This is a genomic window from Streptomyces lacrimifluminis, from assembly GCF_014646095.1.
Lineage (GTDB): Bacteria > Actinomycetota > Actinomycetes > Streptomycetales > Streptomycetaceae > Streptomyces > Streptomyces lacrimifluminis.
Window position 1 is genome coordinate 106,648 of record NZ_BMMU01000018.1, and the last position, 25,530, is coordinate 132,177.

17 protein-coding genes are annotated in these 25,530 nt (G+C 70.8%); 12 read left to right on the forward strand and 5 right to left on the reverse strand.

Annotation, left to right across the window (positions count from 1 at the left end):
• The first annotated feature begins 28 nt into the window (after positions 1 to 28).
• The 8 genes from IEY89_RS25110 (at position 29) to IEY89_RS25145 (ending at position 12,376) form a co-directional block, all read left to right on the forward strand.
• Positions 29 to 883, forward strand: coding sequence for a metal ABC transporter ATP-binding protein (locus tag IEY89_RS25110; RefSeq protein WP_229695420.1), 855 nt, complete (start codon positions 29 to 31; stop codon positions 881 to 883).
• Positions 880 to 1,761: a metal ABC transporter permease gene (locus tag IEY89_RS25115; protein WP_189149754.1), complete on the forward strand. Its 882-nt coding sequence runs from the start codon at positions 880 to 882 to the stop codon at positions 1,759 to 1,761. Before IEY89_RS25110 ends, IEY89_RS25115 begins: the two co-directional genes overlap by 4 nt.
• A 152-nt stretch (positions 1,762 to 1,913) precedes the next feature.
• The gene (locus IEY89_RS25120) at positions 1,914 to 3,482 is read left to right on the forward strand and encodes an acyl-CoA carboxylase subunit beta (RefSeq protein WP_373287289.1); all 1,569 of its coding nucleotides are present in this window, start codon (positions 1,914 to 1,916) and stop codon (positions 3,480 to 3,482) included.
• 88 nt (positions 3,483 to 3,570) lie between these two features.
• Positions 3,571 to 5,343 (forward strand): fatty acyl-AMP ligase, encoded by a 1,773-nt coding sequence (locus IEY89_RS25125; RefSeq protein WP_189149755.1) that lies wholly within the window; start codon positions 3,571 to 3,573, stop codon positions 5,341 to 5,343.
• Positions 5,340 to 9,329 (forward strand): type I polyketide synthase, encoded by a 3,990-nt coding sequence (locus IEY89_RS25130; RefSeq protein ID WP_189149756.1) that lies wholly within the window; start codon positions 5,340 to 5,342, stop codon positions 9,327 to 9,329. The genes IEY89_RS25125 and IEY89_RS25130 overlap by 4 nt, the downstream gene beginning before the upstream one ends.
• A gap of 22 nt (positions 9,330 to 9,351) precedes the next feature.
• The gene (locus tag IEY89_RS25135; protein WP_189149757.1) at positions 9,352 to 10,290 is read left to right on the forward strand and encodes an alpha/beta hydrolase; all 939 of its coding nucleotides are present in this window, start codon (positions 9,352 to 9,354) and stop codon (positions 10,288 to 10,290) included.
• A 122-nt stretch (positions 10,291 to 10,412) separates the two neighbouring features.
• Entirely contained in the window at positions 10,413 to 11,651 is a 1,239-nt protein-coding gene (locus IEY89_RS25140) for a PucR family transcriptional regulator (RefSeq protein ID WP_189149758.1), read from the forward strand.
• A gap of 83 nt (positions 11,652 to 11,734) precedes the next feature.
• Positions 11,735 to 12,376: a cutinase family protein gene (locus IEY89_RS25145; RefSeq protein WP_189149759.1), complete on the forward strand. Its 642-nt coding sequence runs from the start codon at positions 11,735 to 11,737 to the stop codon at positions 12,374 to 12,376.
• Between the two features lie 94 nt (positions 12,377 to 12,470).
• Here IEY89_RS25145 and IEY89_RS25150 read toward each other — a convergent pair whose 3' ends face one another.
• On the reverse strand, positions 12,471 to 14,204 hold the full coding sequence (locus tag IEY89_RS25150; protein WP_189149760.1) for a hypothetical protein: 1,734 nt from the start codon (positions 14,202 to 14,204) through the stop codon (positions 12,471 to 12,473).
• Between the two features lie 103 nt (positions 14,205 to 14,307).
• Entirely contained in the window at positions 14,308 to 14,922 is a 615-nt protein-coding gene (locus IEY89_RS25155; RefSeq protein ID WP_189149761.1) for a hypothetical protein, read from the reverse strand.
• Positions 14,923 to 15,161: 239 nt separating this feature from the next.
• On the opposite strand from IEY89_RS25155, the gene IEY89_RS25160 reads away from it, so the two are divergent.
• Positions 15,162 to 18,362 (forward strand): RICIN domain-containing protein, encoded by a 3,201-nt coding sequence (locus IEY89_RS25160; RefSeq protein ID WP_189149762.1) that lies wholly within the window; start codon positions 15,162 to 15,164, stop codon positions 18,360 to 18,362.
• 159 nt (positions 18,363 to 18,521) lie between these two features.
• Here the strand turns inward: IEY89_RS25160 and IEY89_RS25165 are convergent, their stop codons facing one another.
• The 3 genes from IEY89_RS25165 to IEY89_RS25175 form a co-directional block, all read right to left on the reverse strand.
• Positions 18,522 to 19,673 carry a PP2C family protein-serine/threonine phosphatase gene (locus IEY89_RS25165; RefSeq protein WP_229695418.1) on the reverse strand — a complete coding sequence of 384 codons (1,152 nt, stop codon included), beginning with the start codon at positions 19,671 to 19,673 and terminating at the stop codon, positions 18,522 to 18,524.
• 146 nt (positions 19,674 to 19,819) lie between these two features.
• On the reverse strand, positions 19,820 to 20,578 hold the full coding sequence (locus IEY89_RS25170) for an IclR family transcriptional regulator (RefSeq protein WP_189149764.1): 759 nt from the start codon (positions 20,576 to 20,578) through the stop codon (positions 19,820 to 19,822).
• 305 nt (positions 20,579 to 20,883) lie between these two features.
• Entirely contained in the window at positions 20,884 to 21,963 is a 1,080-nt protein-coding gene (locus IEY89_RS25175; protein WP_373287290.1) for a LacI family DNA-binding transcriptional regulator, read from the reverse strand.
• A 211-nt stretch (positions 21,964 to 22,174) separates the two neighbouring features.
• On the opposite strand from IEY89_RS25175, the gene IEY89_RS25180 reads away from it, so the two are divergent.
• The 3 genes from IEY89_RS25180 (at position 22,175) to IEY89_RS25190 (ending at position 25,492) form a co-directional block, all read left to right on the forward strand.
• Complete coding sequence (locus tag IEY89_RS25180) at positions 22,175 to 23,101, forward strand: carbohydrate ABC transporter permease (protein ID WP_189149765.1); 927 nt, start codon at positions 22,175 to 22,177, stop codon at positions 23,099 to 23,101.
• Positions 23,102 to 23,104: 3 nt separating this feature from the next.
• Positions 23,105 to 24,052, forward strand: a complete 948-nt coding sequence (locus IEY89_RS25185) for a carbohydrate ABC transporter permease (protein WP_189149766.1) — start codon at positions 23,105 to 23,107, stop codon at positions 24,050 to 24,052.
• A gap of 102 nt (positions 24,053 to 24,154) precedes the next feature.
• Positions 24,155 to 25,492, forward strand: coding sequence for an ABC transporter substrate-binding protein (locus tag IEY89_RS25190; RefSeq protein ID WP_189149767.1), 1,338 nt, complete (start codon positions 24,155 to 24,157; stop codon positions 25,490 to 25,492).
• Positions 25,493 to 25,530 lie beyond the last annotated feature (38 nt).

Below are 25,530 nucleotides of genomic sequence, written 5' to 3' on the forward strand. Positions count from 1 at the left end.
GCCGGCCGGGGGCAGCGACTCCGGTGCGGTGGTCAGCCTGCGCGGCGCCGAACTGTCGTACGGCACGCGTGTGGTGTGGCAGGGCCTCGATCTGGAGGTGCGGCCGGGCGAGTTCCTGGCCGTGCTCGGGCCGAACGGTTCGGGCAAGACCAGTTTCGTCCGGGCCCTGCTGGGCCGACAGCCCCTGTCCGCCGGCACCCTGACCGTCCTCGGCGGCTCCCCTCGCGAGGCCGGCCGGCACGTCGGGTACGTCCCTCAGCAGGCGGAGTTGTCCGCACAGGCGATGCTGCGCGCCCGCGATCTCGTGCGCTTCGGCATCGACGGGCACCGCTTCGGACCCCGGCCGCGCACGGGCGCCGTCCGCCGCCGGGTCGACGAGATCCTCGCCTCCGTCGGAGCCTCGGCGTACGCCGATGTCCCCCTCGGCATGCTGTCCGGCGGCGAGCGGCAGCGCGTCCGCATCGGACAGGCCCTGGCGACCGACCCGCGCATCCTGCTCTGCGACGAACCGCTGCTCTCCCTCGACCTGAACCACCAGCGGGCCGTCACCGAACTAGTGGACGCCCGCCGCCGTTCCCACGGCACCGCCGTGGTCTTCGTGACCCACGAGATCAACCCGGTGCTCGGCCTGGTCGACCGCGTGCTGTACCTGGCGCCGGGCGGTCACCGGATCGGTACCCCGGAGGAGGTGCTGACCTCGGAGTCGCTGTCGCGGTTGTACGGCACGCGGGTCGACGTCCTCCGCGTCCAGGGGCGGGTCGTGGTCGTCGGCGCCCCCGACGGACCGGCCGCACCACCGCATCACACCCATGAGACAGCCCATGAGACCGCCCACGAGACCGCCCCTGGGGCTGTCCCGCAGACCGAGGAAGTGCGCCCATGACGCTCGCCGAGGGGGTCTGGCACCAGATCTTCAGCTTCGAGAACTACGGCGAACTCCTGGCGCTCGTCCGCAACTCCCTCATCGCGGGTGCGGCGCTCGGCCTCGTCGGCGGGCTGGCCGGGGTCTTCGTCATCATGCGCGACCTGCCCTTCGCGGTGCACGGCATCAGCGAGCTGTCCTTCGCGGGCGCGTCGGCGGCGCTGCTGCTGGGGGCGAACATCGTCGCGGGCTCGATCGTCGGGTCGCTTCTCGCGGCCGGCGCGATCGGTCTCCTGGGCGCGCGGGCCCGCGACCGCAACTCGGCGATCGGAATCCTGATGCCGTTCGGTCTCGGGCTCGGCGTGCTCTTCCTCGCTCTCTACAAGGGCCGGGCAGCCAACAAGTTCGGGCTGCTCACCGGGCAGATCGTCGCCGTCGACACCCCGCAGATGACCTGGCTGCTGGGCACCTCCGCGCTGGTCCTGGTCGCCCTGGCCGTCATCTGGCGGCCGTTGACCTTCGCCAGCGCGGACCCGGACGTCGCCGCCGCCCGTGGTGTGCCGGTGCGCGGACTGTCCTTCGCCTTCATGATCGTGCTCGGCCTCACCGTCGCCCTGTCGGTCCAGGTCGTCGGCGCGCTGCTGGTCCTGACCCTCGTCGTCACACCCGCCGCGGCCGCCGCCCGCGTCACCGCGTCCCCGGTGCTGCTGCCGCTGCTCAGCGTGGTCTTCGCCGTGCTCTCCATCGAGGGCGGCATCCTGCTCGCCCTGGGCAGCTCCATCCCCATCAGCCCGTACGTCACGACGATCTCGTTCACGATCTACGCGCTGTGCCGCCTGGCCGGCACCTACCGCACCCGGCGGTGGGGAGTCAGGAGGACGGCACCGCAGCCCGCCTGACACGGTCCCCCTTCTCACACCGGCCCGTCCCGCACCACCGCTTGTCACTCACGGACGAACACCGGTCCCGCGGGACTCACCTCGCGCACACAGAACGGTGATTGACCCGGTCCCCTCCTCCGACGCTGCCATATTCGAAAGCCACTTCGGAGGTGGCTGTGACGCTAGAGGCGACAACATCCTGGGCCACACGCCTGCCAGACCGTACCGTCGACCGCATCACCGTCCTGGAGAGCCGTCGGTCGCGGGCGCTGGCCGAGGGCGGACCCAGAAGACGCGGGGAGTTCGGCGCCCGGGAGCGGATCGACCTGCTGCTGGACGAGGGCTCGTTCACGGAGACGGGGATGTTCGTCCGGGCGCGGCCCACCGAGGACGGCGCCCGGCGCCCGTACGGGGACGGGGTGGTCACCGGGCACGGCACGGTCGACGGTCGTCCCGTCTGTGTGTTCGCCCAGGATTCCACGGTCTTCGGCGGGAGCATGGGCGAGGCCTTCGGGGAGAAGACGATCGCGCTGATGGACCTGGCGATGAAGACCGGCTGTCCGGTGATCGGGCTCAATGACGGCGGCGGCGCCCGGATCCAGGAGGGCGTCGCCTCGCTCGCCCTGTACGCCGAGCTGGTGCGCCGCAACGTGCAGGCGTCCGGGGTGATCCCCCAGCTCTCGGTCGTGCTCGGGCCGTGTGCCGGCGGGGCCGCGTACTCGCCGGCCATCACCGACTTCACCGTGATGGTGGACGGCGCCTCGCACATGTTCGTCACCGGACCCGACGTCATCGAGGCGGTCACCGGGGAGCGCACCACCGCCGAGGATCTCGGCGGTGCCCGCACCAGCAACTCCGTCAACGGCAACGCCCACTTCCTCGCCGCCGACGAGGTGGAGGCCCTCGACACCGTACGGGACCTGCTGTCGTACCTGCCCGCCAACAACCTGGAGCGGCCCCCGCAGTACGCGCCCGCGCAGGCGCCCGCCGACGTGTGTCTCGACGACGTCGTGCCGGACCGGCTCGGGCAGGCCTACGACATGCGGGACATCCTGCGCGCGGTCGTCGACGGCGGTGAACTGCTGGAGGTCCAGGAGCTGTTCGCGCCGAACATCATCTGCGCGCTGGCCCTCGTCGAGGGCTCTTCCGTCGGTGTCGTCGCCAACCAGCCGCTGCACAGCGCCGGGGTGCTCGACATCGACGCCTCCGAGAAGGCGGCGCGCTTCGTGCGGTTCTGCGACGCGTTCGGCATCCCGCTGCTGACGTTCGCCGACGTCCCCGGTTATCTGTCCGGTGTCCGGCAGGAACAGGCCGGGATCATCCGGCGCGGCGCCAAACTGCTGTACGCGTACGCCGAGGCGACCGTCCCGAAGGTCACGGTCGTGGTGCGCAAGGCGTACGGCGGCGGGTACGCGGTGATGGGATCCAAGCACCTGGGCGCCGACATCAACCTCGCCTGGCCCACCGCGCGGATCGCCGTCATGGGCGCCGAGGGTGCGGTGGGCGTCCTGCACCGGCGTGAACTGGCCGCCGCCGACGACCCGGAGGCGCTGCGGGCCCGTCTGATCGCCGCGTACGAGAGCACGCACGGGACGCCCTACCTGGCCGCCGAACGCGGGTACGTCGACGCCGTCATCGCCCCGCGCGACACCCGCGACCACATCTGCCGTGCCCTGCGCGCGCTGCGCGGCAAGCGCGCCCCGATGCCGACGCGCCGGCACGGCAACATCCCCCTCTGAGCCCCGAGTTCCTGAGCGGCCCGAGGCCTCCGAGCCGTCCGAGTCCGCGCCGTTCCCGCCGTTCCCGCGATGTGAGGAGCCATGCCCGATGGACAGCCGCCGCCCCCCGCTCGCCCCCGCCCAGCGGAGTCTGCCGGAGTACGTACGGCACTGGGCCGAAACCACCCCCGACCGCCGGGCGTTCACGTTCGTCGACCATCCCGCCCCCCACTCGCGCGGTGTCCATCGCACGCTGACCTGGCGCCGACTGGATCTGCGAGTACGGGCGTTGGCCGCCCGTCTCGCCGAAGAGGCCGAGCCCGGCACCCGGGTGGCGCTGCTCTGCCCGCAGGGTACGGAGTACGTCACCGCCTTCCTGGCGACGCTCACGGCCGGGCTGGTGGCCGTCCCGCTGTATCCGCCCAGTCTGCCCGGGCACGGCGACCGGCTCGCCGCCGTGCTGGACGACGCGTGTCCGGCGATTGTTCTGACGACCAGTCACATCTACGACGAGGTGCGGGACTTCTGCGCTCATCTGCCGGTCCGGATCATCGCTGTGGACCACATGCCCGACACGGTGCGGGAGTTGCCGCCGGTCGTGCCGGACGGGGATTCGGTCGCGTACCTCCAGTACACGTCCGGGTCGACCCGTTCCCCGGCGGGCGTGGAGATCAGTCACGGCAACGTCGTCGCCAACGCCCGCCAGGCGCTGGCCTCTTACGGCCTGGACGAGCGTCCGGCGACCTGTGTGGGCTGGCTGCCGCTGTACCACGACATGGGACTCGTCCTGAGTGTCGCCGCTCCGGTCGAACGGGGGCTGTTGTCGGTGCTCATGGACCCTGCCGCGTTCCTGCACGAACCGGTGCGCTGGCTGCGGCTGCTCGCCGCTCATCCGCGCGCGCTGAGCGCGGCGCCCAACTTCGCCTACGACTACTGCGCTTCGGCCGTCACCGAGGACCAGAAGAGGGACCTGCGGCTGGACGGTGTCGCCGCGCTGCTCAACGGCAGTGAGCCGGTCCGCCCCGCCACCGTCGACCGCTTCCACGCCGCCTTCGCCGACCAGGGGCTGTCGCCCGACACCCATTGTCCGTCGTACGGACTCGCCGAGGCCACCGTCTTTGTCAGCGCGGCCCGGCCCGGGCAGCCGCTCAGCCGGTTCGCGCTCGACCGCGACGCCCTCGCCACCGGCAAGGCCCTGCCCGCGCGGGCCGACGACCCCACAGCCGTGACGCTGGCCGGCTGCGGGACTCCGGCGGGGCAGCGGGTGCGTATCGCCGACCCCGTGTCCCGCGCCCGGTTGTCCGAGGGCGAGGTCGGTGAGATCTGGGTGCAGGGTCCCAACGTGGGGCGTGGCTACCGGAACCGGGACGAGCAGACGCGGCGGGTGTTCGGCGCGGTGTTCGCCGAGGACACCTCCGATTCCGGTCGCTGGTTGCGCACCGGGGACCTGGGGACCTTCCTGGACGGGCAGTTGATCGTCACCGGGCGGCTGAAGGACCTCATCGTGGTCGACGGCCGCAACCACTACCCGCAGGATGTGGAGGCCTCGGTCCAGGACGCGGACCCGGCCGTGCGGCGCGACCGGCTCGCCGCGTTCGGTGTGCCGGGGGACACGGGCGAACGGGTGGTCCTCGTGGCCGAGCACGCGCGGAGCATCCGCCTCGCGGAGATCGACGCACCGGGCCTGGTGCGTGCCGTGCGAGCGGCCGTCTCGGCACGGCACGGGCTACGGCTCGCCGACGTCGTCCTCGTGCCGCCGGGCACCGTGCCCCGTACGTCCAGCGGCAAGGTGGCCCGGGCTCTGACCCGGCAACGCTATCTGGAGGGTGCCTACACGCCGGAACCGCCGGAGCCGGCACAGTCGGGGGAGGCGGGCGAATGAAGGGCCTCGACAAGGGCCCGATACGCCGGCTGGTCACCGAGCGGGTGGCCGCCTGGAGCGGTACGCCTGCCGAGGGCGTGCCCATGGACCGGCCGCTCGCGGACCTCGGGATGTCGTCGCGGGACGCGGTCGTGCTGGCCGGGGAGCTCTCACGGGCAACGGGTCGGGAACTGTCGGCGACGCTGCTGTGGGAGGCGCCCACCTGTGACGCCCTGGTCGCGTATCTGTGCCGCGCGGAATCGGGGACAGGGACGGGGACCGGGGTCGATCCGGCGGGCAGACCGACTCCGTCCCCGACTGCGGCCGGGGAGCCCGTCGCGGTCATCGGGGTCGGGTGCCGCCTGCCCGGAGGTGTGCACGGGCCGGGCGACTACTGGCGGCTGCTGACCGACGGCGTCGACGCGGTCCGCCGGGTGCCCGAGGACCGGTGGCGCGACTTCGGCCCGTTCCCGCCCGCCGACGCTCCCCTGTACGGCGGTTACCTCGACGACATCGCGGGGTTCGACGCGGACTTCTTCCGCGTCACACCGCGCGAGGCAGCGGTGATGGACCCACAGCAGCGAATCCTCCTGGAGGTCGTCCACGAGGCCCTCGACCATGCCGCCGTCCCGGCGTCCTCCCTCGCCGGCAGCGCCACCGGTGTCTTCGTCGGCGTCTCCGCCGCCGAGTACGGCTCGCTCACCGGCGCCGACCCGGCTGCCGTCGACCCCTGGGCGCCCGCGGGCGGGGCGTTGAGCGTGACCGCCGGGCGACTGGCGTATGTGCTGGACACCCGGGGGCCGAGCATGGCCGTCGACACCGCCTGCTCGTCCTCGCTGGTCGCCGTGCACCACGCCTGTGTCAGCCTGCGCACCGGCGAGAGTGACACGGCGATCGCCGCCGGGGTCAACCTGCTGCTCTCGCCCACCGTCGGCGTGGCGTTCCGGCGGGCCGGGGCCCTCGCGCCGGACGGGCGGTGCAAGCCGTTCTCGGCGGCGGCCGACGGCATCGGACGCGGCGAGGGATGCGCGGCCGTGCTTTTGAAGCGGCTCTCCGACGCCGAGCGGGACGGCGACCGTGTCCTCGCCGTCATCCGCGCCACGGCCGTCAACTCCGACGGCCGTTCCAACGGCCTCCTGGCGCCCAACCCCGTCGCGCAGAAAGCCCTGTTGGCCACCGCCTACGCCCGGGCCGGTCTCCTCCCTGCGCACATCGACCACGTCGAGGCGCACGGCACCGGCACGCCGCTCGGCGACCCGATCGAGGCGGGCGCGCTCGGCGCCGTACTCGGTGCGGGCCGCGACCCCGACCAACCGCTGCTGCTCGGCTCGGTCAAGGGCAACCTCGCCCATCTGGAGTCCGCCGCGGGCATCGCCGGGCTGGTGAAGACGGTCCTCGCGCTGCACCACGACACCATTCCGCCGTCCCTGCACTGCGCGGACGGGAGCGCCCTGGACGACGAACGGCTGCGGGTGGTCACCGAGTGCGAGCCCTGGCCGCGCTACGGCGGTACGGCCACCGCCGGGGTGTCCGGGTTCGGGTTCGGCGGCACCAACGCCCATGCGGTGCTGGAGGAATGGCGACCCGACGTCCTGCCACCGCCCCGGGGGGAGGCCCCGGCTGCCCGTCTCCACCTCCTCTCCGACGTCGACACCACCCGTCTCAAGGACACCGCGGCCCGGCTCGCCGACTGGCTCGGTACGCCCGAGGGCAGCGCCGCGCATCCCGCCGACGTGGCGCGCACACTCGCCGGGCGCGTCGGGAGGGGTACGGTGCGCGCCGCTGTCGTCGCCCGCGACGGTGCCGAACTCGCGGACGGACTGCTGGCGTTGGGACAGGGGGACGCTCACCCGCGGGTCGTGACCGGCGGCCGGGACCTCGTCGGGCGTGGGCCGGTGTGGGTGTTCTCCGGATACGGCAGCCAGTGGACCGGCATGGGGCGGCGGCTGCTGGCCGAGGAACCCGTCTTCGCCGCCGCCGTGGAGAAGCTCGACGCGCAGATCGCCCCCGAGTGCGGGCTGTCCCTGTACGAACACCTGGCGTTCGGCGGCGACCTCGACCGGCTGGAGGTCGCCCAACCCGTGCTGTTCGGCCTCCAGTTGGCCCTCGCTGAGCTGTGGCGCTCGTACGGTGTCGAACCCTCCGCCGTCATCGGCCACTCGGTGGGCGAGGTGGCCGCCGCGGTGTGCGCGGGTGCGCTGGACGTTTCGGAGGCCGCCCGGGTGGTCGCCGTGCGGGCCCGGCTGCTCAGCGGACTACGGGGCGGCGCGATGGCTGTCGTGGACCTCGATGACGGTGAACTCGACGCGCTGGAAAAGGACTTCCCCGGTGTCTGCGTCGCCGTGCACTCCTCGCCCGGACAGAAGATCGTCGCCGGGGAGGAGTTGGCGGTGGCACGGCTCGTGCGGCGGCTGGAGCAGCAGGGGCGGACCGCTCGCGCCCTTCATGTCGTCGGAGCCGGGCACTCCCCCCAGGTCGAGCCGCTGCTACCGGAGTTGACCGACGCCCTGGCCGACATCAAGGGCGGACAACCCCTCGTCCCCGTCTACTCCACCGTCCTGGACGACCCACGCGACGACTCCCTCTTCGACGCGGCCCACTGGGCGGCGAACCTGCGGCGGCCAGTGCGGCTGGACCGGGCCGTCGCGGCGGCCTCCGCCGACGGTCACACCGCCTTCGTCGAGATCTCGCCGCACCCGGTCCTGACCCGGGCCGTCCTCGACACCGCACCCGGCGCCCTCGCCATCGGCACCCTGCGCCGTGACGCCGACAGTTCCGCCGGGTTCCTGGCCCAGGTGGGCGCCCTGTACTGCGCGGGCGGGCGCCTGCCGTCGCCGCCCGGCCACGTGATCGACCTGCCCGGACCGCGCTGGCGACACGTCCGGCACTGGTGGACGGACGGTCGCGCGACGGCCGCGACGGAGACGCCGACCGAGGGGGCCGACGTACCGGACACATCCGTCTGCGGCCGGCTGCGTCAGCACATCGCGGCCGTCACCGGTCACCCGGCGACCCGCATCACGCCCTCCACCGCCCTGGCCGACCTCGGCCTGGACTCCCTGATGGCCGTCCGCATCCGCACCGCCCTGCAGGGTGAGTTCGGGATCGAGCTGCCCCTGCGCGAGCTGCTCGGCGCCACCAGCGTCCGGTCGGTGGCCGACCGCCTCCAACAGGCCCTCACCACACGCGAGTCGGCGTCCCCACTGCGCACCCTGCGTGCCACCGGATCCCGGGCCCCGTTCTTCCTCGCCCACGCCGCCGGCGGCACGACCGACGTCTACCGGGCACTCGTCGAACGGCTCGGCGAGGAGCGGCCGGTGTACGGACTGGAACGGCTCCCGGACGCCCCTACGGTGACCGAGAAGGCGCGCCGCTACGCCGAGGCCGTCACCGCCGCCCACCCCGACGGGCCGTGTCTGCTGGGTGGTTGGTCCTTCGGCGGCTTCGTCGCCCAGGAGACGGCACGGCAACTCACCGCCGCCGGGCGGGACGTCGAGCTCGTGGCGCTCATCGACTCCGTACGGCCACTCCCCCGGCCCGGCGAGACCCCGGCCGACCGGATCCGCGCCCACTTCACGGGCTTCGCCGCTCATGTCGCCGATGCGTACGGAGTCCAACTGGCACTTCCGTACGACGAGTTGCTCGCGATGGAAGACGACGGCGAGCGCATCGACACCGTGCTGCGGGCCCTGCGCGAGGTCGCCGACGTACCGTCCGCCGCCCTGGAGCACCAGCGCTCCTCCTATCTGGACCTGAGGATCGGCGAGGACCACCGACCCGGGCCCTACGACGGACCGGTGGTCCTGTACCGGGCCACCGATCCCGCTCCGCACACCGTGCGCGACCCGGCGTACGAACGGGACGACGAGGCGCTCGGCTGGGACGAGGTGTGCCCGCGCCTGACCGTCGTACCGGTCGCGGGGCACCACCTGTCGCTGCTCGACCCGCCGTACGTCGACGAGATCGCTGCCCGACTGCGGCGCGCACTCGACGAACAGAGCCGCTGAACCGGACGACGAGGAGCAAGCCATGGCCCATCCCAGCAACGGAGTGTCCCGACGCACCGTCACCAAAGCCGCGACGGCCGTCGGCCTGACCGCGCTGTTCGGCGCCACATCCACCACCGCCCGAGCCGTGACCCGGCTCTCCGCCCGCACCCTGGACGTCTCCGTGCCGTCCTCCGCCCTGGGCCGCAGCGCGCCGGTACGGCTGATCCTGCCGTCGGGTTTCGGCACGCAGACCGGGCGCACCTACCCCGTGCTGTATCTGCTGCACGGCGCCCACGACGACTACACGTCCTGGACCCGGGAGACGGACATCGAGGCCTTCACCGAGGGCCGAAACATGATCGTGGCAATGCCCGACGCGGGGCCCACCGGCATTCCCACGGCCTGGCGCGGAGGGCCCGACTACGAGACCTTCCAGCTCACGGAGGTACACACACTGCTCACCCGCCAGTACCGGGCCTCCGGTGTCCGGGCCGTCGCCGGGGTCTCCACCGGCGGTTACGGCGCGATGGCGCACGCCGCACGCCATCCGGGCATGTTCGCGGCGGCGGCCTCGTACAGCGGCATCCTCGACACCATGGCCATCGGTGTGCCGCCGCTCGTGGACGCCATCGTGGCCCGCGAGAACCTGGCGCCCCGCTCCCTGTGGGGCAGCCCTCTTCTCAATTTCCTCACCTGGCGCGACTTCAACCCGCGGTCCCGCGCCGAGGGTCTGCGCGGCACCCCCTTGTACGTCTCCAGCGGCAGCGGAGTCGTCGGCGGCACCGGTGACTGGCTGCCCGAGGCGCTGGAGAGCGCCCTGTGGCTCTCCGCACACGCCTTCACCGACACGCTCGCACTGCTCCGCGTCCCGGTCACGACCCACTACTACACGGGAGGAGGACACGGCTGGGCCTACTGGAAAGGGGAGTTCAGCGCGTCGTGGCCGATGCTCGCCAGTGCGCTGGGGGTGCCCGAGTGAGGCCGGTTCCGTCGGGGCACGGAACGGAACGGAGGGGACGGCCGTCCAACTCAGGACTCGTCCCTCACCCCACGGGCACCAGCCCCCGGGTGAGCCGCTTCCGGGTGAAAGGAGGGCCCTCCGTGGTGACCCCCGCCCCGAACGGCGTACCGGACGGCCCCGGATCCGCCCCCGTGCCGCCCGAACTGGCCAGACTGCTGCGCGACCAGCTGGGGGCCGTCGCCGACGAGGTGGAGGAGGAGGTCCGCAACCAGGTCCCGGAGTACGCCGCCCGGTCGGTCGACGAAAGGCAGCGCGCCCTCCTCAGATCAGGGGTCGTCCAGGCGCTCACCCTCTTCGTCGACCACATCGCCGACCCGGGCACCCGGGGAGACTCGATTACCGCGATCTACCACGAGCTGGGGCGCGGCGAGGCGCTGGAGGGCCACAGCCTCGAAACCCTGCAGTCCGCACTGCGGGTCGGGGGGATGCACGCCTGGCGGCTGCTGGGCCGTACGACGGAGGAACTCGGGCTGGACTCCGCGGTCATGGCCGGGCTCGGCGAGCTGGCGTTCCGGACCGTGCACGAGGTCGCCGAGGCCGCGGCGGCGGGTTACGCGGAGGGACAGCTGCACAGCACGGACGAGCTGGAGCGGCGCCGGGCGCGGCTGCTCGGCCTGTTGCTGGGCGAGGGGCCGGTGTCCTCGGAGGCGGTGCGGGACCTGGCCCACGGCGCCCGGTGGACCGTACCGCCGTACGTCGCCGTCGTCGTCCTCGCGGCCTGTCCGGACCATCGGGAGGTGGAGTGGCCGCCTGCGGCGGCGGGAGCGCTGGTGGACATGGAGTCCCGGCCGCCACGGATGCTGGTGCCCGACCCGGACGGCTCGGGCGGCTTTGGCGGCCGGGCGTTCACGCTCGCGCTGCGGGGGCGGCCGGCGGCGATCGGGCCGACGGTCCCGCTCACCGAGGCCGCCAGGTCACTGCGCTGGGCCACCCGGGCCCTCGGGCTGATGGGGCGCGGGATACTCCCCCGGCAGGGGGTGGTGCGCTGCGCCGATCACCTGTCGACCCTGGTGCTGCACAGCGACGAACCCATGCTCGACCTGCTCCGCGTACGCGCGCTCTCCCCCCTCGACGCGGTTTCGGAGCAGCAGCGCGGCAGGCTCGCGGAGACACTGCTCGCGTGGCTGCTCAGCGGCAGCAACGTGCCCGATGTCGCCACCCGGCTGCACATCCACCCGCAGACGGTCCGCTATCGCCTGCGTCAGCTGGAGAAGGTTTTCGGCGAGGCCGCCCTGCACGACCCGGGCAACCGCCTTGATCTGATCCTGGCACTCACCTCGGCACAAAAAAACGAGGAATTCCTGAATTCCCGTCCATAACCCTCGGAGCGTCAACGCGAATACGTTCGGGACGTCCTTTCTCATAGGCGCTTGACCGCGCCCCACCCGCAAAGGATCCCCCCATGCGTATCCGCTTCTGTCTCGCCGCGCTCGCACTCGTCGGCGGAGCTGGACTGACCACCCTCTCGGCACCCGCCGCCACCGCCGCCGCCTGCACCGACATCGACGTCGTCGCAGCTCGTGGCACGTTCGAGCCGGGCACGCTCGGCCTGATCGTCGGCGACCCGGTTTATTCCGCACTCCAGCGGAAACTGACGGGCAAAAGCCTGTCCAGCTACAAGGTGAACTATCCCGCTGACCTTTCCCTCACGTCGGCCGCACAGGGCAACTCGGATCTGGTGAACCACGTCAGGAGCCAGGCGTCCGCGTGCCCGAACCAGCGTTTCGTGCTCGTCGGCTATTCGCAGGGCGCGAACGTCGTCGACAACTCGATCGGAATCAGCAGCGCCGGCGCGGTGGTCGGCAGCCCGATCGTGGCCACCATTCCCGCCGCACTGGAAGGGAAGGTCGCCGCGGTGCTGCTGTTCGGCAACCCGATCCGGGCCATCGGCAAGAGCGTCACCGGCACCTACCAGAGCCGCACCATCGACTTCTGCGCCAAGGGTGACCCCATCTGTGAGAACGGCGGGGGCGACGTACTGGCCCACCTCGGCTACACGGCGAACGCCGGCGCGGCGGCCGACTTCGCGGCGGGCAAGGTCTGAGCCGACTGAGCCGACCGCCGTACAACAGCCGTACGGAACACAGGAAAGGGCCCGGGAGGAAAATCCTCCCGGGCCCTTCTTCCATGGGAGGAAGTTATCGGGGATTTCGTGCGAACTCCGTGAGGCTCGTGGAGACGGGTTCCGGACGGCCGTCGTTCTGCGTGGGCGCCGCCGTCAGGACGTCGAGGTGCTGATAGCCGTCGGCGACCACGGGATCGAGATCGGCGGGGACCCGGCCCGCCAGCAGTCCGTCGCCCGCGAGGACGGTGAGCGTCGGATTGGCGGTGAGTCCCTCCGGGTGCACGATGAGCCGCTTCACCTGCGGGGAGGTGGCCAGTTGGAGGTCGGTGACCAGCTTGGTCGGGAAGTACTGCTCGGTGAAGTCGAGCGGCTGTTCGGCGAGGCTGCGGGCCAGCTCCTGGATGTCGGTCACCTCCTTGCCCGCGCCGGTGAACGGCGTCCCGTCCGCCGACCGGTACCCGGGGTCGTCGGCATCGCCGACGCGGTCGTAGTTCCGCCAGGTGTAGAGCGGCCCGTGCGGCCGGTCCGGGATGGCCTTGTAGGCGGTGCCGAACAGCCCCGGCTGCTCCTCGCCGCCGTTGGCGACGGGGAAGCTCTTGTCCACGATCGGCCCGCCGTCGAAGAACCCCACGCTGGTCTGCAGGAACGCCAGCGGTACGGAGTTGTCGTCCAGCAGCGCGCCGAGCACCGTCTCGTTGGTGAGCCGGAAGTCCTTCACGGCCGGTGAGCCCGTGAGGAAGGCGGCGGCGTCCTTGGCGAACAGGAAGCGGTTCGTCGCCTCGATGTTGAGGTTGGCGGGCAGATAGGAGGGCAGGTCCGCCTCACCGCCCGGGTCCTGTATCGCGCCGAGGCCGGCGATGGCCAGCAAGGTCATCGTCTCGGCGTTGAGCAGGACCGGCGCGGACAGTGAGCGCGGCAGCAGTCCGCTGTCGAGCCCGGCCTGCACGACGCCGTGACCGAGGCCGATGTCGGGCAGGTTGGTGTCGTCCGGGATGCTGCCGCTCAGGTCGGCGAGCGAGGTGGAGACGGTGGTGTCGAGGGCGAAGTAGCCCGCGCACTGGCGGTGTCCGGCGTCGGCGGTGGTGGCGGGGTCGCCGTCGAAGTCGGCGACCGCGAAGTACCCGGTGATCACACCGCCCAGGGAGTGCCCGCCGCACAGCACCTTCCGCTCACGCACCCCCTGGTCGGGCAACTCGGCGGTGAGCAGGGTGTACTGGTCGCGGACGGTCTGCTCGACACCGAGTTTCGCCATCCACCCGAGCTTGTCGTTGCCGACGAACCCGGCGAACCTACGGCCCGCGACCTGCTTGCCCCGGTAGTAGTAGTCGACGGCCGTGTGCTGGTCGCCGGAGTCGATACCGGTGTGGTCCTCCATGCAGTTGGAACGCCGGTCCAGGGCCCAGAACTCGATGTGCAGGCCCTGTTCGGCAGCGCGCGCCACGGTGTTGCGGGCGACGCTGTCGAACGCTCCGGCGCCTTCCAGGATGCCCGGCTGGGCGACGAGGATCCGGTCCGCGTCGGCCGATTCGGTGGGCCCGTCGGAGGAGCGGTAGCGCAGGTACGACAGCCAGTCGCACGCCGCCGGACGGGCCCCGAAGGACGCCGGCAGCGGTGCCTTCACCCGGACCACCGTCTCGGTCACTCCGGCGACCGCCGTGCTCGACAACGTCACGGAGGCCTCGGTGCGCACGCTCTCGCCGCGCGCCTCCGGGGCCACCGCGGTGAGCGTCCCGGTGGTGAGCAGCACCGCGAGCGCGGTGCCGCTCAGACTCTTCAGGGGCCTTCCTCTGCTGCGGCTCGTATTCATAGCCGGACCGTAGGACCGCGCGGACCACGCGATCAGGCGGTGCTCACAAGAACGCAGCTCCCGGTGGCACCTTTGTCATCAGGCACCAACCCGTTCCTGTCGCCTACAGCCCGTCGTTCTTCATCGCGGCGACGATCCGGACGTGTCGGTCGGCCGCCGTGCCGGACCACTCGTTCTCGTAGTTCAGGCCGTAGGGCCAGAAGTGCCCGCCGCCGGTGGACAGTCTGGCGCTCGAACCGTCGAACTGCCGTACCAGCGCGGTGGCTCGCGAGCCGGTCCAGGTGCCGCTGCCGCCCAGGGAGGACCAGCCCGAGCTGGTGCCCACGCCTATGGTGTGGGCGATCTCGTGCAGAGCTGTCCGCTCGGTCATGTAGCTGCGGTTGCTGCCGAAGCGGATGGTCCCGTTGAGACTGCCGTCCGCGGTGGGCACGCCGGGCTCGTAGCGGACGGTGATGGTCTTCCCGAGGTCGCTGAGGTTGTTGTAGCGGGCCACCGCGGCGTTCATGGCCGTGGTGATGAGGTTGTACGCACTCTGCTGGTCCGTCGTGGGATTGCTCGCCCGGACGAGGGACCAGGTGATGGTGGCCGCCGCTGCCCGCTCCCCGGCCACCGGGGCGGTCTGCGGTGCTGCTTGTGCGATGCCGGGTCCTGACAGCATCGCGGCTGCCAGGGCGACCACGACCGCCTTGCTGCGCCAAGGGGCTTGCTGTGAACTCATGGGGGCTCCTGTGGGGGGATGAGCCGTCGCGTAGGGCCGACAGCGTCCTGAAAGCGCTTTCCCAGATTGCGGGGAGGCTAGCCAGATGTTTCGGGCGCGTCAATGAACCGCACCAAGCCCCGCCCTCGCAGCGGAACTTGCACACCATCTTGACGTGTTCATTTTTGTCATCAAGCATGCCGTCAGCTCGATTCCTTCTGTTCGGTTCTGTTCGCCTCCTTGTCGTGGAAGGGAGTGCCGTGTCCTCTCGGCACCGCCATCGCATCGCCCGGGCCCTGGCCCCGACGGTCCCCCTGGCACTCGGCGCGGGTCTTCTGGTCCCACAGCCCGCGGCGAGCGCGGAAGCGGCGGCGCACAGCAGCGTCACCGTGCGGATCGACCCGTCGTACCAGCAACAGGAGTTCGAGGGCTGGGGGACGAGTCTGGTCTGGTTCGCCAACGCGACGGGCGGCTATCCGGAGCCCGTCCGAAGACGGCTGGTGGACATGTTGTTCGGCAGGGACGGGCTCGATCTCAACATCGCGCGCTACAACATCGGCGGCGGCAACGCGCCCGACGTCCGCACGAACTACATGAAGGCCGGCGCGACCATGGAGGGCTTCTGGAAGGCCCCCGAGGGCACCACCCGCAAGGACATGGACTGGTGGGACCCGAACGACCCGGACCACTGGAACTGGGACGCCGACGCGAACCAGCGCTGGTGGGTGGACCAGATCAAGGACAAGGTCACCACCTGGGAGGCGTTCAGCAACTCGCCGCCCTGGTTCCAGACGGTCAGCGGGTACGTCTCCGGGGGCTTCGACTCGAACACGGACCAGATCCGTGCGGACCGAGTCGACGAGTTCGCCACCTATCTCGTGCGGGTGACCGAGGAGATGGAGAAGCGGCACGGCATCACGTTCGACACCATCGATCCCCTGAACGAGCCCAACACCAACTACTGGGGTACCCAGTTGGGCGCAGACGGTCAGCCTACGGGCGGCCGTCAGGAAGGCGCGCACGCCGGGCCGGCACTCCAGCAGCAGGTCATTCTGGCTCTCGACAAGGCACTTGCCGGTGCGAAGACCGACGCCGCGATCTCCGCGATGGACGAGACCAACCCGAGCATCTTCACCCAGAACTGGAACGCCTACAGCACCGAGGCGCGGGCCGCCGTCGACCAGCTCAACGTGCACACCTACGGCACCGGTATGCGCACCAGCGCCCGGGACATCGCCAAGGGCGCCGACCGGAAGCTGTGGATGAGCGAGGTCGAGGGCACCTGGGGCACCGGGACCGACTTCACGAGCATGGAACCGGGGCTCGGCATCGCCACGCGGATGGTCGACGACATGCGTGAACTGGAGCCCTCCGCCTGGGTGTTCTGGCAGCCGATCGAGGACTCGATCCCGCAGGCGGCGGCCGGCAAGAACTGGGGCAGCATCCACGTCCCGTTCAACTGCACGGCGGCGGACACCCTGGAGACCTGCCCGGTCAAGGCCAACTCCAAGTTCCACACCATCCGCAACTTCACCCACTACATCCGCCCCGGCGACCACTTCGTGAAGACCGACGATCCGTCGACCGTCGCCGCGGTGAAGGCGTCCGGCCGTGCGGCGACGGCGGTGCACGTGAACAGCGGCACGTCCGCGCGGTCCGTGACCATCGATCTCTCGCGCTTCGGCAAGGTCGCGCGGAAGGCCTCCGTCACGCCGGTGGTCACGAACGCCGACGGCGCGCTCGTCCGGGGAACTCCAGTGCGGGTGACCGACCGTTCGGCGACGCTCACCGTCCCCGCGAAGTCGGTGACGACCTTCCTGGTCGAGGGTGTCAGCGGAGTGGCCAAGGACGCGGCCCTCGTCCAGCCCGGGCACGTCTACCGGCTCCAGGGCGCCCAGAGCGGCAAGTCACTCGCCCCCTCGGAGGACGGCACCGGTGTCGTCATCCGCACGACCGACGCCGCCAACCCCCAACAGCTCTGGTCCATACGACAGTTGACGCCCGGCACCGAGAACCGCGAACGCTACGCCCTCAGCAGCGCCACCACCGGCGGACGGCTCGCCGTGCGCGACAACGCGGCCGTCCTGGAAAACCCGGACCCGACGAACGGTGAGCCCGACAGCGCCGCTCAGTGGATCCTGTCGACCACCGGCGACGGCACCTGGACGTTCGTCAACGCCGCCACCGGCCGCCTGCTCGACGTCACCGGGCAGTCCGCGGCGGACGGCGCGAAGGTGTCGACGTACACGCCGACCTCGGCGTCGAACCAGCGCTGGGCCGTGTCCGACGAGACGGTACTGCGCACCGAGCCCGCGACGGCGTTCACGATCCCCGGGCTGCGGCCCGAGTTGCCGGGGACGGTGACGCCGGTGTTCCGGGACGGTGCCCGCGGCGCCCTCCCCGTTGTGTGGGACCTGCCGTCGGACCGGGCCTGGCGCAAGGCCGGGACCGTGCGGGTCAGGGGTGAGGCGACCGACGCGCTCGGGCGCACTATCCCCGCGAAGGCGGTCGTCACCGTCGACACGATCGCCTCGACCCTGCCCGGCCGTGCCAAGACATACGTGGGCGGGCACCCGGAGCTCCCCGCCACTGTCGTCGGCGTCGGTGCGCACGGCGGCCGGACCGATCTTCCGGTCACCTGGGACCCGGCGCCCGAGGGGGCGTTCACCGCGACCGGGACCGTCACCCTGCACGGCGTCGCCCGGATCGTCGGCGGCGGTACGGCCGACGCGACCGTCCGCGTCCAGGTCACGGCACCGGTGGCGACCAACATCGCGCCCGACGCGGACGTATCCGTCGCCGCCACGTTCACCGAGAGCGGGTACTCGGCGGAGCGGCTGCGCAACGGCGACCTGACCGAGAAGGCTTGGTCCAACTGGAAATCGGGGAACACGAAGAACCCCTCGGACACCATCACGTACACACTGCCGAAGGCCCGCGACCTGAGCGGGGTCGTCGCGCACTTCTACCGGGACGGGTCCAGCGCGTCCTTCCCGGCGAGCCTGAAGGTGCAGGTGCGGGCGGCCGGCAGTGACACGTGGACCGACGCGAGCGGCGTCGTCCCGGTCGGGACCGAGGGCACGCCGGTGATCGACGTACCGCTGACGGCCGGTCCCGCGGCCGGGGTGCGTGTGGTCATGACGGCACGTCAGGGCGGGTACGTCACCCTGAGCGAGATCGAGGTGTACGCCAGGTCGCCCGGCGCCTCCTCGGACTCGGCCGCCGCGTCGATCGAGGTGGCCGGTGTGCCGGTCGCGTCCTTCGACCCGGGGACGACCGACTACCGGGTCGGGACCGGCGATCCGGCACGGGCCGAGGTCACGGCGACGGCTCGCGACCCCTACGCGAACGTCACGGTCGAGAAGGTCCGCGAACAAGGCCGGACGCGGGCCGTCGTCACGGTGACCGGTGAGGACGGGACACGGACGACGACGTACCGGATCGCACTCGTACGACGCTGAGGGCCCGCCCGGAGGGAGGGGAACCGCCCCCGGTTCCCCTCCCTCCGGCCGTCGGCGCCTCGGGTTCGCCCTGCCGGCGCCGCACCACCCGGGCACAGAAGTTCTGCTGGAACGCCGACGGCACGGCGAACTTCGGTACGCACGCGGTGGCGCCAGGCGTCACATCGACCGCGCCGTCGGGCGAGTGACTGCCCCTTCGGAAGCCGTCGCACCGGAACTCACCGCCCCGGGAGCCGACGGTTCGGGAACCACCACGTCCCGGACCGTCGGTTTGCGGATCAGGAGCAGCGCCGCGTCGTCGTGGAGCCTGCCGCCCACGTGGGTCAGCAGTTCCTCGTGGAGCGCGTCGAGCGTGCGGGCGGGCTCGTCACAGGCGTGGCGGGCCAGCCCTTCGTGAAGCGGGTAGAAGGCGCGGCCCCGGTCGCGGGCCTCGGTGACTCCGTCGGTGTACAGCAGGAGCTGGTCGCCGTCGGTGAAGGTCAGCACCTGGAGGTCGGGGGTGTGTCCGGTGAGGGCGCGCAGTCCGAGCGGCGGGGCCGGATGCGTGGGCTCCACGCTCACGAGGGCGCCCGCGGAAGTGACCAGCAGCGGGGGCGCGTGTCCGCAGTTCACCACTTCCAGCTGGCCCGGTTTCGGGTATCCGGCGACGACGGCGGTGACGAAGTCGTCCGCGCCGAGGTTGCGGGCGAGGCTCCGCTCGATCCGGTCGACGACGGCGAGGAGATCGGGCTCGTCGTACGCGGCCTCCCGGAAGACGCCGAGCACCAGAGCGGCGGTCCCCACGGCCGGCAGCCCCTTGCCCCGCACATCGCCGACGATCAGTCTCACCCCGTACGGCGTGGGTATCAGCGCGTACAGATCACCACCGATCCGGGCCTCGGCCGCCGCGGCGCTGTAGCGGACGGCCACCTGGAAGGGGCCGACCGTCGCCGGTACGGGGCTGAGCAGCGCGTGCTGGGCGGTCTCCGCGACGGAGCGGACGGCGTCGAGCACCCGTTCCCGGCGTCCGCGCAGCGCGCTGGCCAGGCAGCTCGTGAGGGTGACGGCGGCCAGGGCGGACAGGCCGGCCGCCAGCTCGGGACCCGGCACTCCGTCCCGGTCTCCGAGCGTCACGCCGAGTACGCCGGCGAGGAGGCCGACACAGAGGACACCGCGCGGTCCGTTGGTGGTGGCGGCCACCGCGGGCCCGGCGGCGAGCAGCGGCAGCCAGCTCGTCCCGGCCCCGTCGGCGAGGTCGCCGAGGACGACGGCGGCGATGACCAGCACGGGCAGGGCGGGAAGCAAGGACAGACGGTTCCTGAACGCTCGCATGGACCAGTTGTCTCCACCTCGGTGTCGGGCCTGACTCATGTCCGTCCGCAGTCCTCACCTGTGTACGGGGTGAATCCCCGAAATGCCTGTTTCGTCCTGGCATCCAGATAACGCGATCAGCCCGGGCGGCAGCAAGAAGAGGATTTTCAGATAGTGAGCGAGAGAGTCCTGGTCACACGGTCGGCGACCGGGATCAGCCGTGCCCGGATCTCCGGCACCCGGGAGAGCCGGTCCGCCGGCATGGAGACGCCGAGCGAGCCGAGCGTGGCGCCCCGGTAGACGGGGACTGCGACACAGACCGTACCGAGGGCGTACTCCTCCAGGTCCGTGACGGCCGGGGCCACAGGTGAGGAATCGATACGCCGGAGCAGTTCCGGCCGGCTGGTGATCGTCCTCGGGGTGAGGTCGTTGAGGTGGTGGCGGGCGAGGTAGTCCTTGCGGGCGTCCTCGTCCAGTTCCCGCAGCACGGACTTGCCCAGCGCTGTGGCGTGTCCCGCGTCCTCGAACCCCACCCAGAGGTCGACGCGAGGCGCCCGGGGGCCGTCGACGATCTCGGCGACCCGGATCTCACCCTCCTCGTAGAAGGTGAGGTAGGCGGCGGTCGCCAGCTCGTCGCGCAGCGCGGCGAGCGTGGGACGGACGCGGCTGAGCAGCGCCTGCCCGCTCCCCGCGACCTGCAGCGACCGCACCTTGTCCCCCAGAATGAATCCGCCGTCGGCCAGTTTCCGCAGGTAGCCGTCGTGGACGAGCGTGCGCAGCAGATGGTAGGCGGTGGCCAGGGGCAGCCCCGTCTCCCGTGCCAGCTGCTTGGCCGGCGCCCCGTTCTCGTGCGCGCTCACCGCCTCCATCAGGCGGAAGGCCCGCTGGACGGAGGTGATGAGCGTGGGGCCGTCGTGCGCAGCCATACGACCAGCGTGCGCCCGGCGCCCGGCACGGGCAAGGCGTGCGGCGCCCCGCGGGCAACCGGCAGCTGCGGCGGCGTGGTGTGATCGGTACACCACCCGCCTTGAAGTCCATGACCAGGTTGTATACGGCATAGGTCGTCGCGATGACGCCGTCGGTTTCGCAGTCATTGACGACGTCTCAGGAATGGATTTCGCCGGACGTAAAGGCGAGCCATGGGGTCGCCACCAGGCCGGGAGGCGGGAATCAGGGATGGCTCAGGAATGCCGACGCTTCGAATGTTCCGAAGCGCGATGCCGACTCCCTCTCATCGCGCACGCGGCGGAGCCGTACTGTCCCGCACGACCAGCCGCGTCGGCACCAGTGTGGTCCCGTGCTCCGTGGCGTCCTGCCGCATCTGCCGCAGCACGCCCTCCACGCACAGCCGCCCCACCTCGGCGAAGTCCTGGTGCACGGTGGTCAGCGGCGGCAGGAACGAACTCGCCTCCGGGATGTCGTCGAAGCCGATCACACTGACGTCCTCGGGCACCTCGCGCCCGCTCTCGTGCAGGGCCCGCAGCAGCCCCAGCGCCATCTGGTCGTTGGCCACGAACACCGCCGTACAGTCCGGCAGCGCGGCGATCCGCAGACCGGCGTGGTAGCCGGACTCCGCCGACCAGTCACCGCGCACCAGGGGCGGCGCGGTCCGCCCGGCCGCGAGGAGCTCGGCGCGCCAGGCGTCGGTGCGGCGCTGTGCGGCGTAGGAGCCCTCGGGGCCCGCCAGATGCCAGACGGTGCGGTGCCCGAGGTCCAGGAGATGCCGTACGGCGGTCCGGGTGCCGCCCGCCTGGTCGGTGTCGACCACGTTGTAGCGGTCGCCGGCGTCGGAGTCGGCCACGACCACCTGGACGTGCGGAGGCATGGACAGGGTCGACGCGTCGAGGAGGTGCACTTCGAGGATGACGATGACCGCGTCGACGGCGAGCTCACCGAGCCGCGAGAAGGCTCCACGCACCTCGTCCTGCGTCGGCACGGCGACCGGCAGCAGGGTGACCGAGTACCCCTCGTGCGCCGCCGAGGTGGCGATCGCCTCCAGCGTGCGCACGTTGCCGGTGGTGGACAGGCCGAAGGTGATGACACCGATGGTGCGGAACTCGCCGCGCTTGAGGGCCCGGGCGGCACTGTTGGGCCGGTAGCCCAGCTCCTTCATGGCGGCGAGGACCTGGCGCCGGGTCTCCTCGTTGACGCCGGGGAAGCCGTTCGACACCCGGGAGACGGTCTGTGAGGACACTCCGGCGACCCTGGCGACGTCCGCCATGGAGGCGCTCTGGGTGCGGCGGGCGGCCCGCTTCCTGGTGCGTGCGCGCGCCCGCGCCGGCTCCGCCGAGGTGCCGTCAGCTGTGTCCACCCGTCAATCCTCGCTCTCGGGTCCACAGTTACGCTCGACGACCCTTGACCAGCGTCGGGGGAGCGGTGTAGACATGCCGCCATCAGATGTTTACGTAAACATAACAGCCGGTGGACCTCTCGTGGGGCTCCTATGGAGAGAGATGTTTACGTAAACATCGGGGCGGCGGCGGATCAGCGCCGGTTCCGAGACGGACGAGCGAGGCACGACAATGACGACCCTAGAACCGCCGGTGGCCGCGAAGCGCGCCCCGGCCCGGCCCGCGGCGAAGAGGGACCGCCGCTCTTGGACGGGATGGGGGTTCATAGGCCCGTTCGTTGCGGTGTTCGCCCTCGTCTTCCTGGCACCCATCGGATACTCGATCTACCTCAGCCTCTTCAGGGACCAGCTGATCGGCGGCACCAGTTTCGTCGGCCTGGACAACTACAAGCAGGCTCTGGAGGACGACCATTTCTGGGACTCCCTGATACGGGTGTCGCTGTTCCTGGTCGTCCAGGTGCCGATCATGCTGGGCATCGCCCTGCTGATCGCCCTCGCCCTGGACAGCGGCCGTCTGTTCGGCAAGGACTTCTTCCGCATCGCGATCTTCCTGCCGTACGCGGTGCCCTCCGTGGTCGCCACCCTGATGTGGGGCTTCATGTACGGCACCAAGTACGGGCTGGTGGGTGACATCAACAGCGCGTTCGACGTGACACTGCCGGACCCGCTCTCCAGCGACCTGGTCCTGGCGTCGATCGGCAACATCGTCACCTGGGAGTTCATCGGCTACAACATGCTGATCTTCTACTCCGCCCTACGCGTCATCCCGCTCTCGCTCTACGAGGCCGCGGAGATCGACGGCGCCGGGCAGTTCCGCGTCATCACCGCCATCAAGCTCCCCGCGATCCGCGGTGCCCTCGTCATCGCGACGATCTTCTCGATCATCGGCAGCTTCCAGCTCTTCAACGAGCCGGCCGTCCTGCGGCTGATCGCGCGGAACGCCATCACGACCGACTTCACCCCGAACTTCTACACGTACTCGCTGTCCTTCAACGGCCAGCAGCACAACTACTCCGCGGCGGTCGCCATCATCATGGGGCTGATCACCATGGTCATCGCCTATGTCGTGCAGCTCCGCGGCATGCGCAAGGGAGCGTGAACCATGAGCAGCTCCGTCACCACCACCTCCCCGGACGCATCCGCACAGGCCACCGGCGACTCGAAGGGCGCGCCCCGACTGCGTACCCGTCGTAAGCACTCCCCCGGCCGTCCCAAGCGCAGCATCCTGCTGACCGTGCTCACCGGCCTGATCCTGGTCTACACGGTCGTGCCCCTGATCTGGCTGGTCATCAGCGCCACCAAGACCCAGACCGGGCTGGCCGACTCGTCCGGAATGTGGTTCAGCAGCGACTTCGCCCTCTGGCAGAACATCCACGACACGTTCACGTACCACGACGGCATCTTCGTCCGCTGGCTGCTGAACACCCTGCTGTACGTCGTGCTCGGTGCCGGCGGCGCCACTCTGCTGGCGATCCTCGGCGGCTACGCGCTGGCGAAGTTCACCTTCCCCGGCAAGCGCGCCGTGTTCGCCGTGGTCATCGGTGCCGTCGCTGTCCCTGGCACGGCCCTGGCGGTGCCCACCTTCCTGATGTTCAGCAAGATGGGCCTGACCGACACCCCGTGGGCGGTGATCATCCCCTCGCTCGTGTCGCCCTTCGGTCTGTATCTGATGTGGGTCTTCGCGACCGAGGCCATCCCCACCGAACTGATGGAGGCGGCCCGCATCGACGGAGCGGGCGAGGTGCGCACCTTCTTCCAGGTCGCCATGCCTCTGCTCGCCCCCGGCACCGTGACCGTCCTGCTGTTCACCACGGTCGCGACCTGGAACAACTACTTCCTGCCGCTGATCATGCTCAAGGACTCGAACTGGTACCCGCTGACCCTGGGGCTGGACGCCTGGAACAACCAGGCCCAGACGATCGGCGGCGACGTCGTCACCAACCTGGTGATCACCGGGTCACTGCTCACCATCATCCCGCTGATCGCCGCGTTCCTGCTGCTCCAGAAGTACTGGCAGTCCGGCCTCTCCGCCGGAAGTGTCAAGGAGTGATCCACCCTCAGGCCCCACACCCCCCTCGGCTTCACCGCGTTTCACCCTCACACCGCATTCACCCTCACCCCGTCCCACCCACGAAGAAGTGGAAGCACCTCGATGCGTAGAACCACCGGCCGCCTGATGCGCGGCATAACCCTGCTTTCCGTCCTCGCCCTCGGCGCGACCGCCTGCGGCGGCTCCGACGACAGCTCGGACCAGAAGGCCGTCTCCGCCGCGGACATCCAGGCGGCCCTCAAGAAGGGCGGCACGGTCAATGTCTGGGCCTGGGAGCCCACGCTGAAGTCGGTCGCCGCCGACTTCGAGAAGAAGTACCCGAAGGTCAAGATCAACCTGTTGGCCGAACGGTCCGGCGACAAGCACTACACCGCTCTCTCGAACGCCATCTCGGCCAAGAAGGGCGTCCCGGACGTCGCGCAGGTCGAGTACTTCGCGCTGAGCCAGTACTCCCTCACCAAGGGCCTGACCAACCTGGCCCCCTACGGCGCCGACAAGCTCAAGGCCAAGTACACGCCCGGCCCGTGGAACGCCGTGAGCGACGGCGACCAGGTCTACGGCCTGCCGATGGACTCGGGCCCGATGGCGATGTTCTACAACAAGAAGGTCTTCGACAAGTACAAGATCGCGGTCCCGACCACGTGGGACGAGTACGTCGAAGCGGCCCGCAAGCTGCACAAGGCCGACCCCAAGGTCTACATCGCCAACGACGCCGGTGACGCGGGCTTCACCACCAGCCTGCTGTGGGAGGCCGGTTCGCGTCCCTACAAGGTCGACGGCACCAAGGTGTCGGTCAACTTCGACGACGCGGGTGCCAAGAAGTACACGGACACCTGGCAGAAGCTGATCGACGAGAAGCTCGTCTCGCCCATCAACGGCTGGACCGACGACTGGTACAAGGGCCTGGGCGACGGCACCATCGCCACCCTGACCACCGGCGCCTGGATGCCCGCCAACTTCGTCACCGGTGTCCCGCAGGCGGCCGGTGACTGGCGCGCGGCCCCGATGCCGGCCTGGACCAAGGGCGACAAGGCCAGCGCGGAGAACGGCGGCAGCTCGCTGGCGCTGCCCGAGCTGGGCAAGAACAAGGAGCTCGCCTACGCGTTCGTCGAGTACGCGAACGCCGGCGACGGTGTGCAGACCCGTGTCGACGAGGGCGCCTTCCCGGCGACCAACGCCCAGCTCCAGGACCCCGCGTTCCTGAGCAAGAAGTTCGAGTACTTCGACGGCCAGGAGGCCAACAAGATCTTCGCCGACTCCGCCGCCAACGTCGCCAGCGACTGGTCGTACCTGCCCTTCCAGCAGTACGCCAACTCGATCTTCAACGACACCGTCGGCAAGGCCTACGTCTCCGGCACGAAGCTCTCCGAGGGGCTGAAGACCTGGCAGGACGCGTCCATCAAGTACGGCAACGAGCAGGGCTTCACCGTCGAGAAGTAGCAGAACGAGAAGTAGCAGTCGAGCAGTAACGGCGGAGC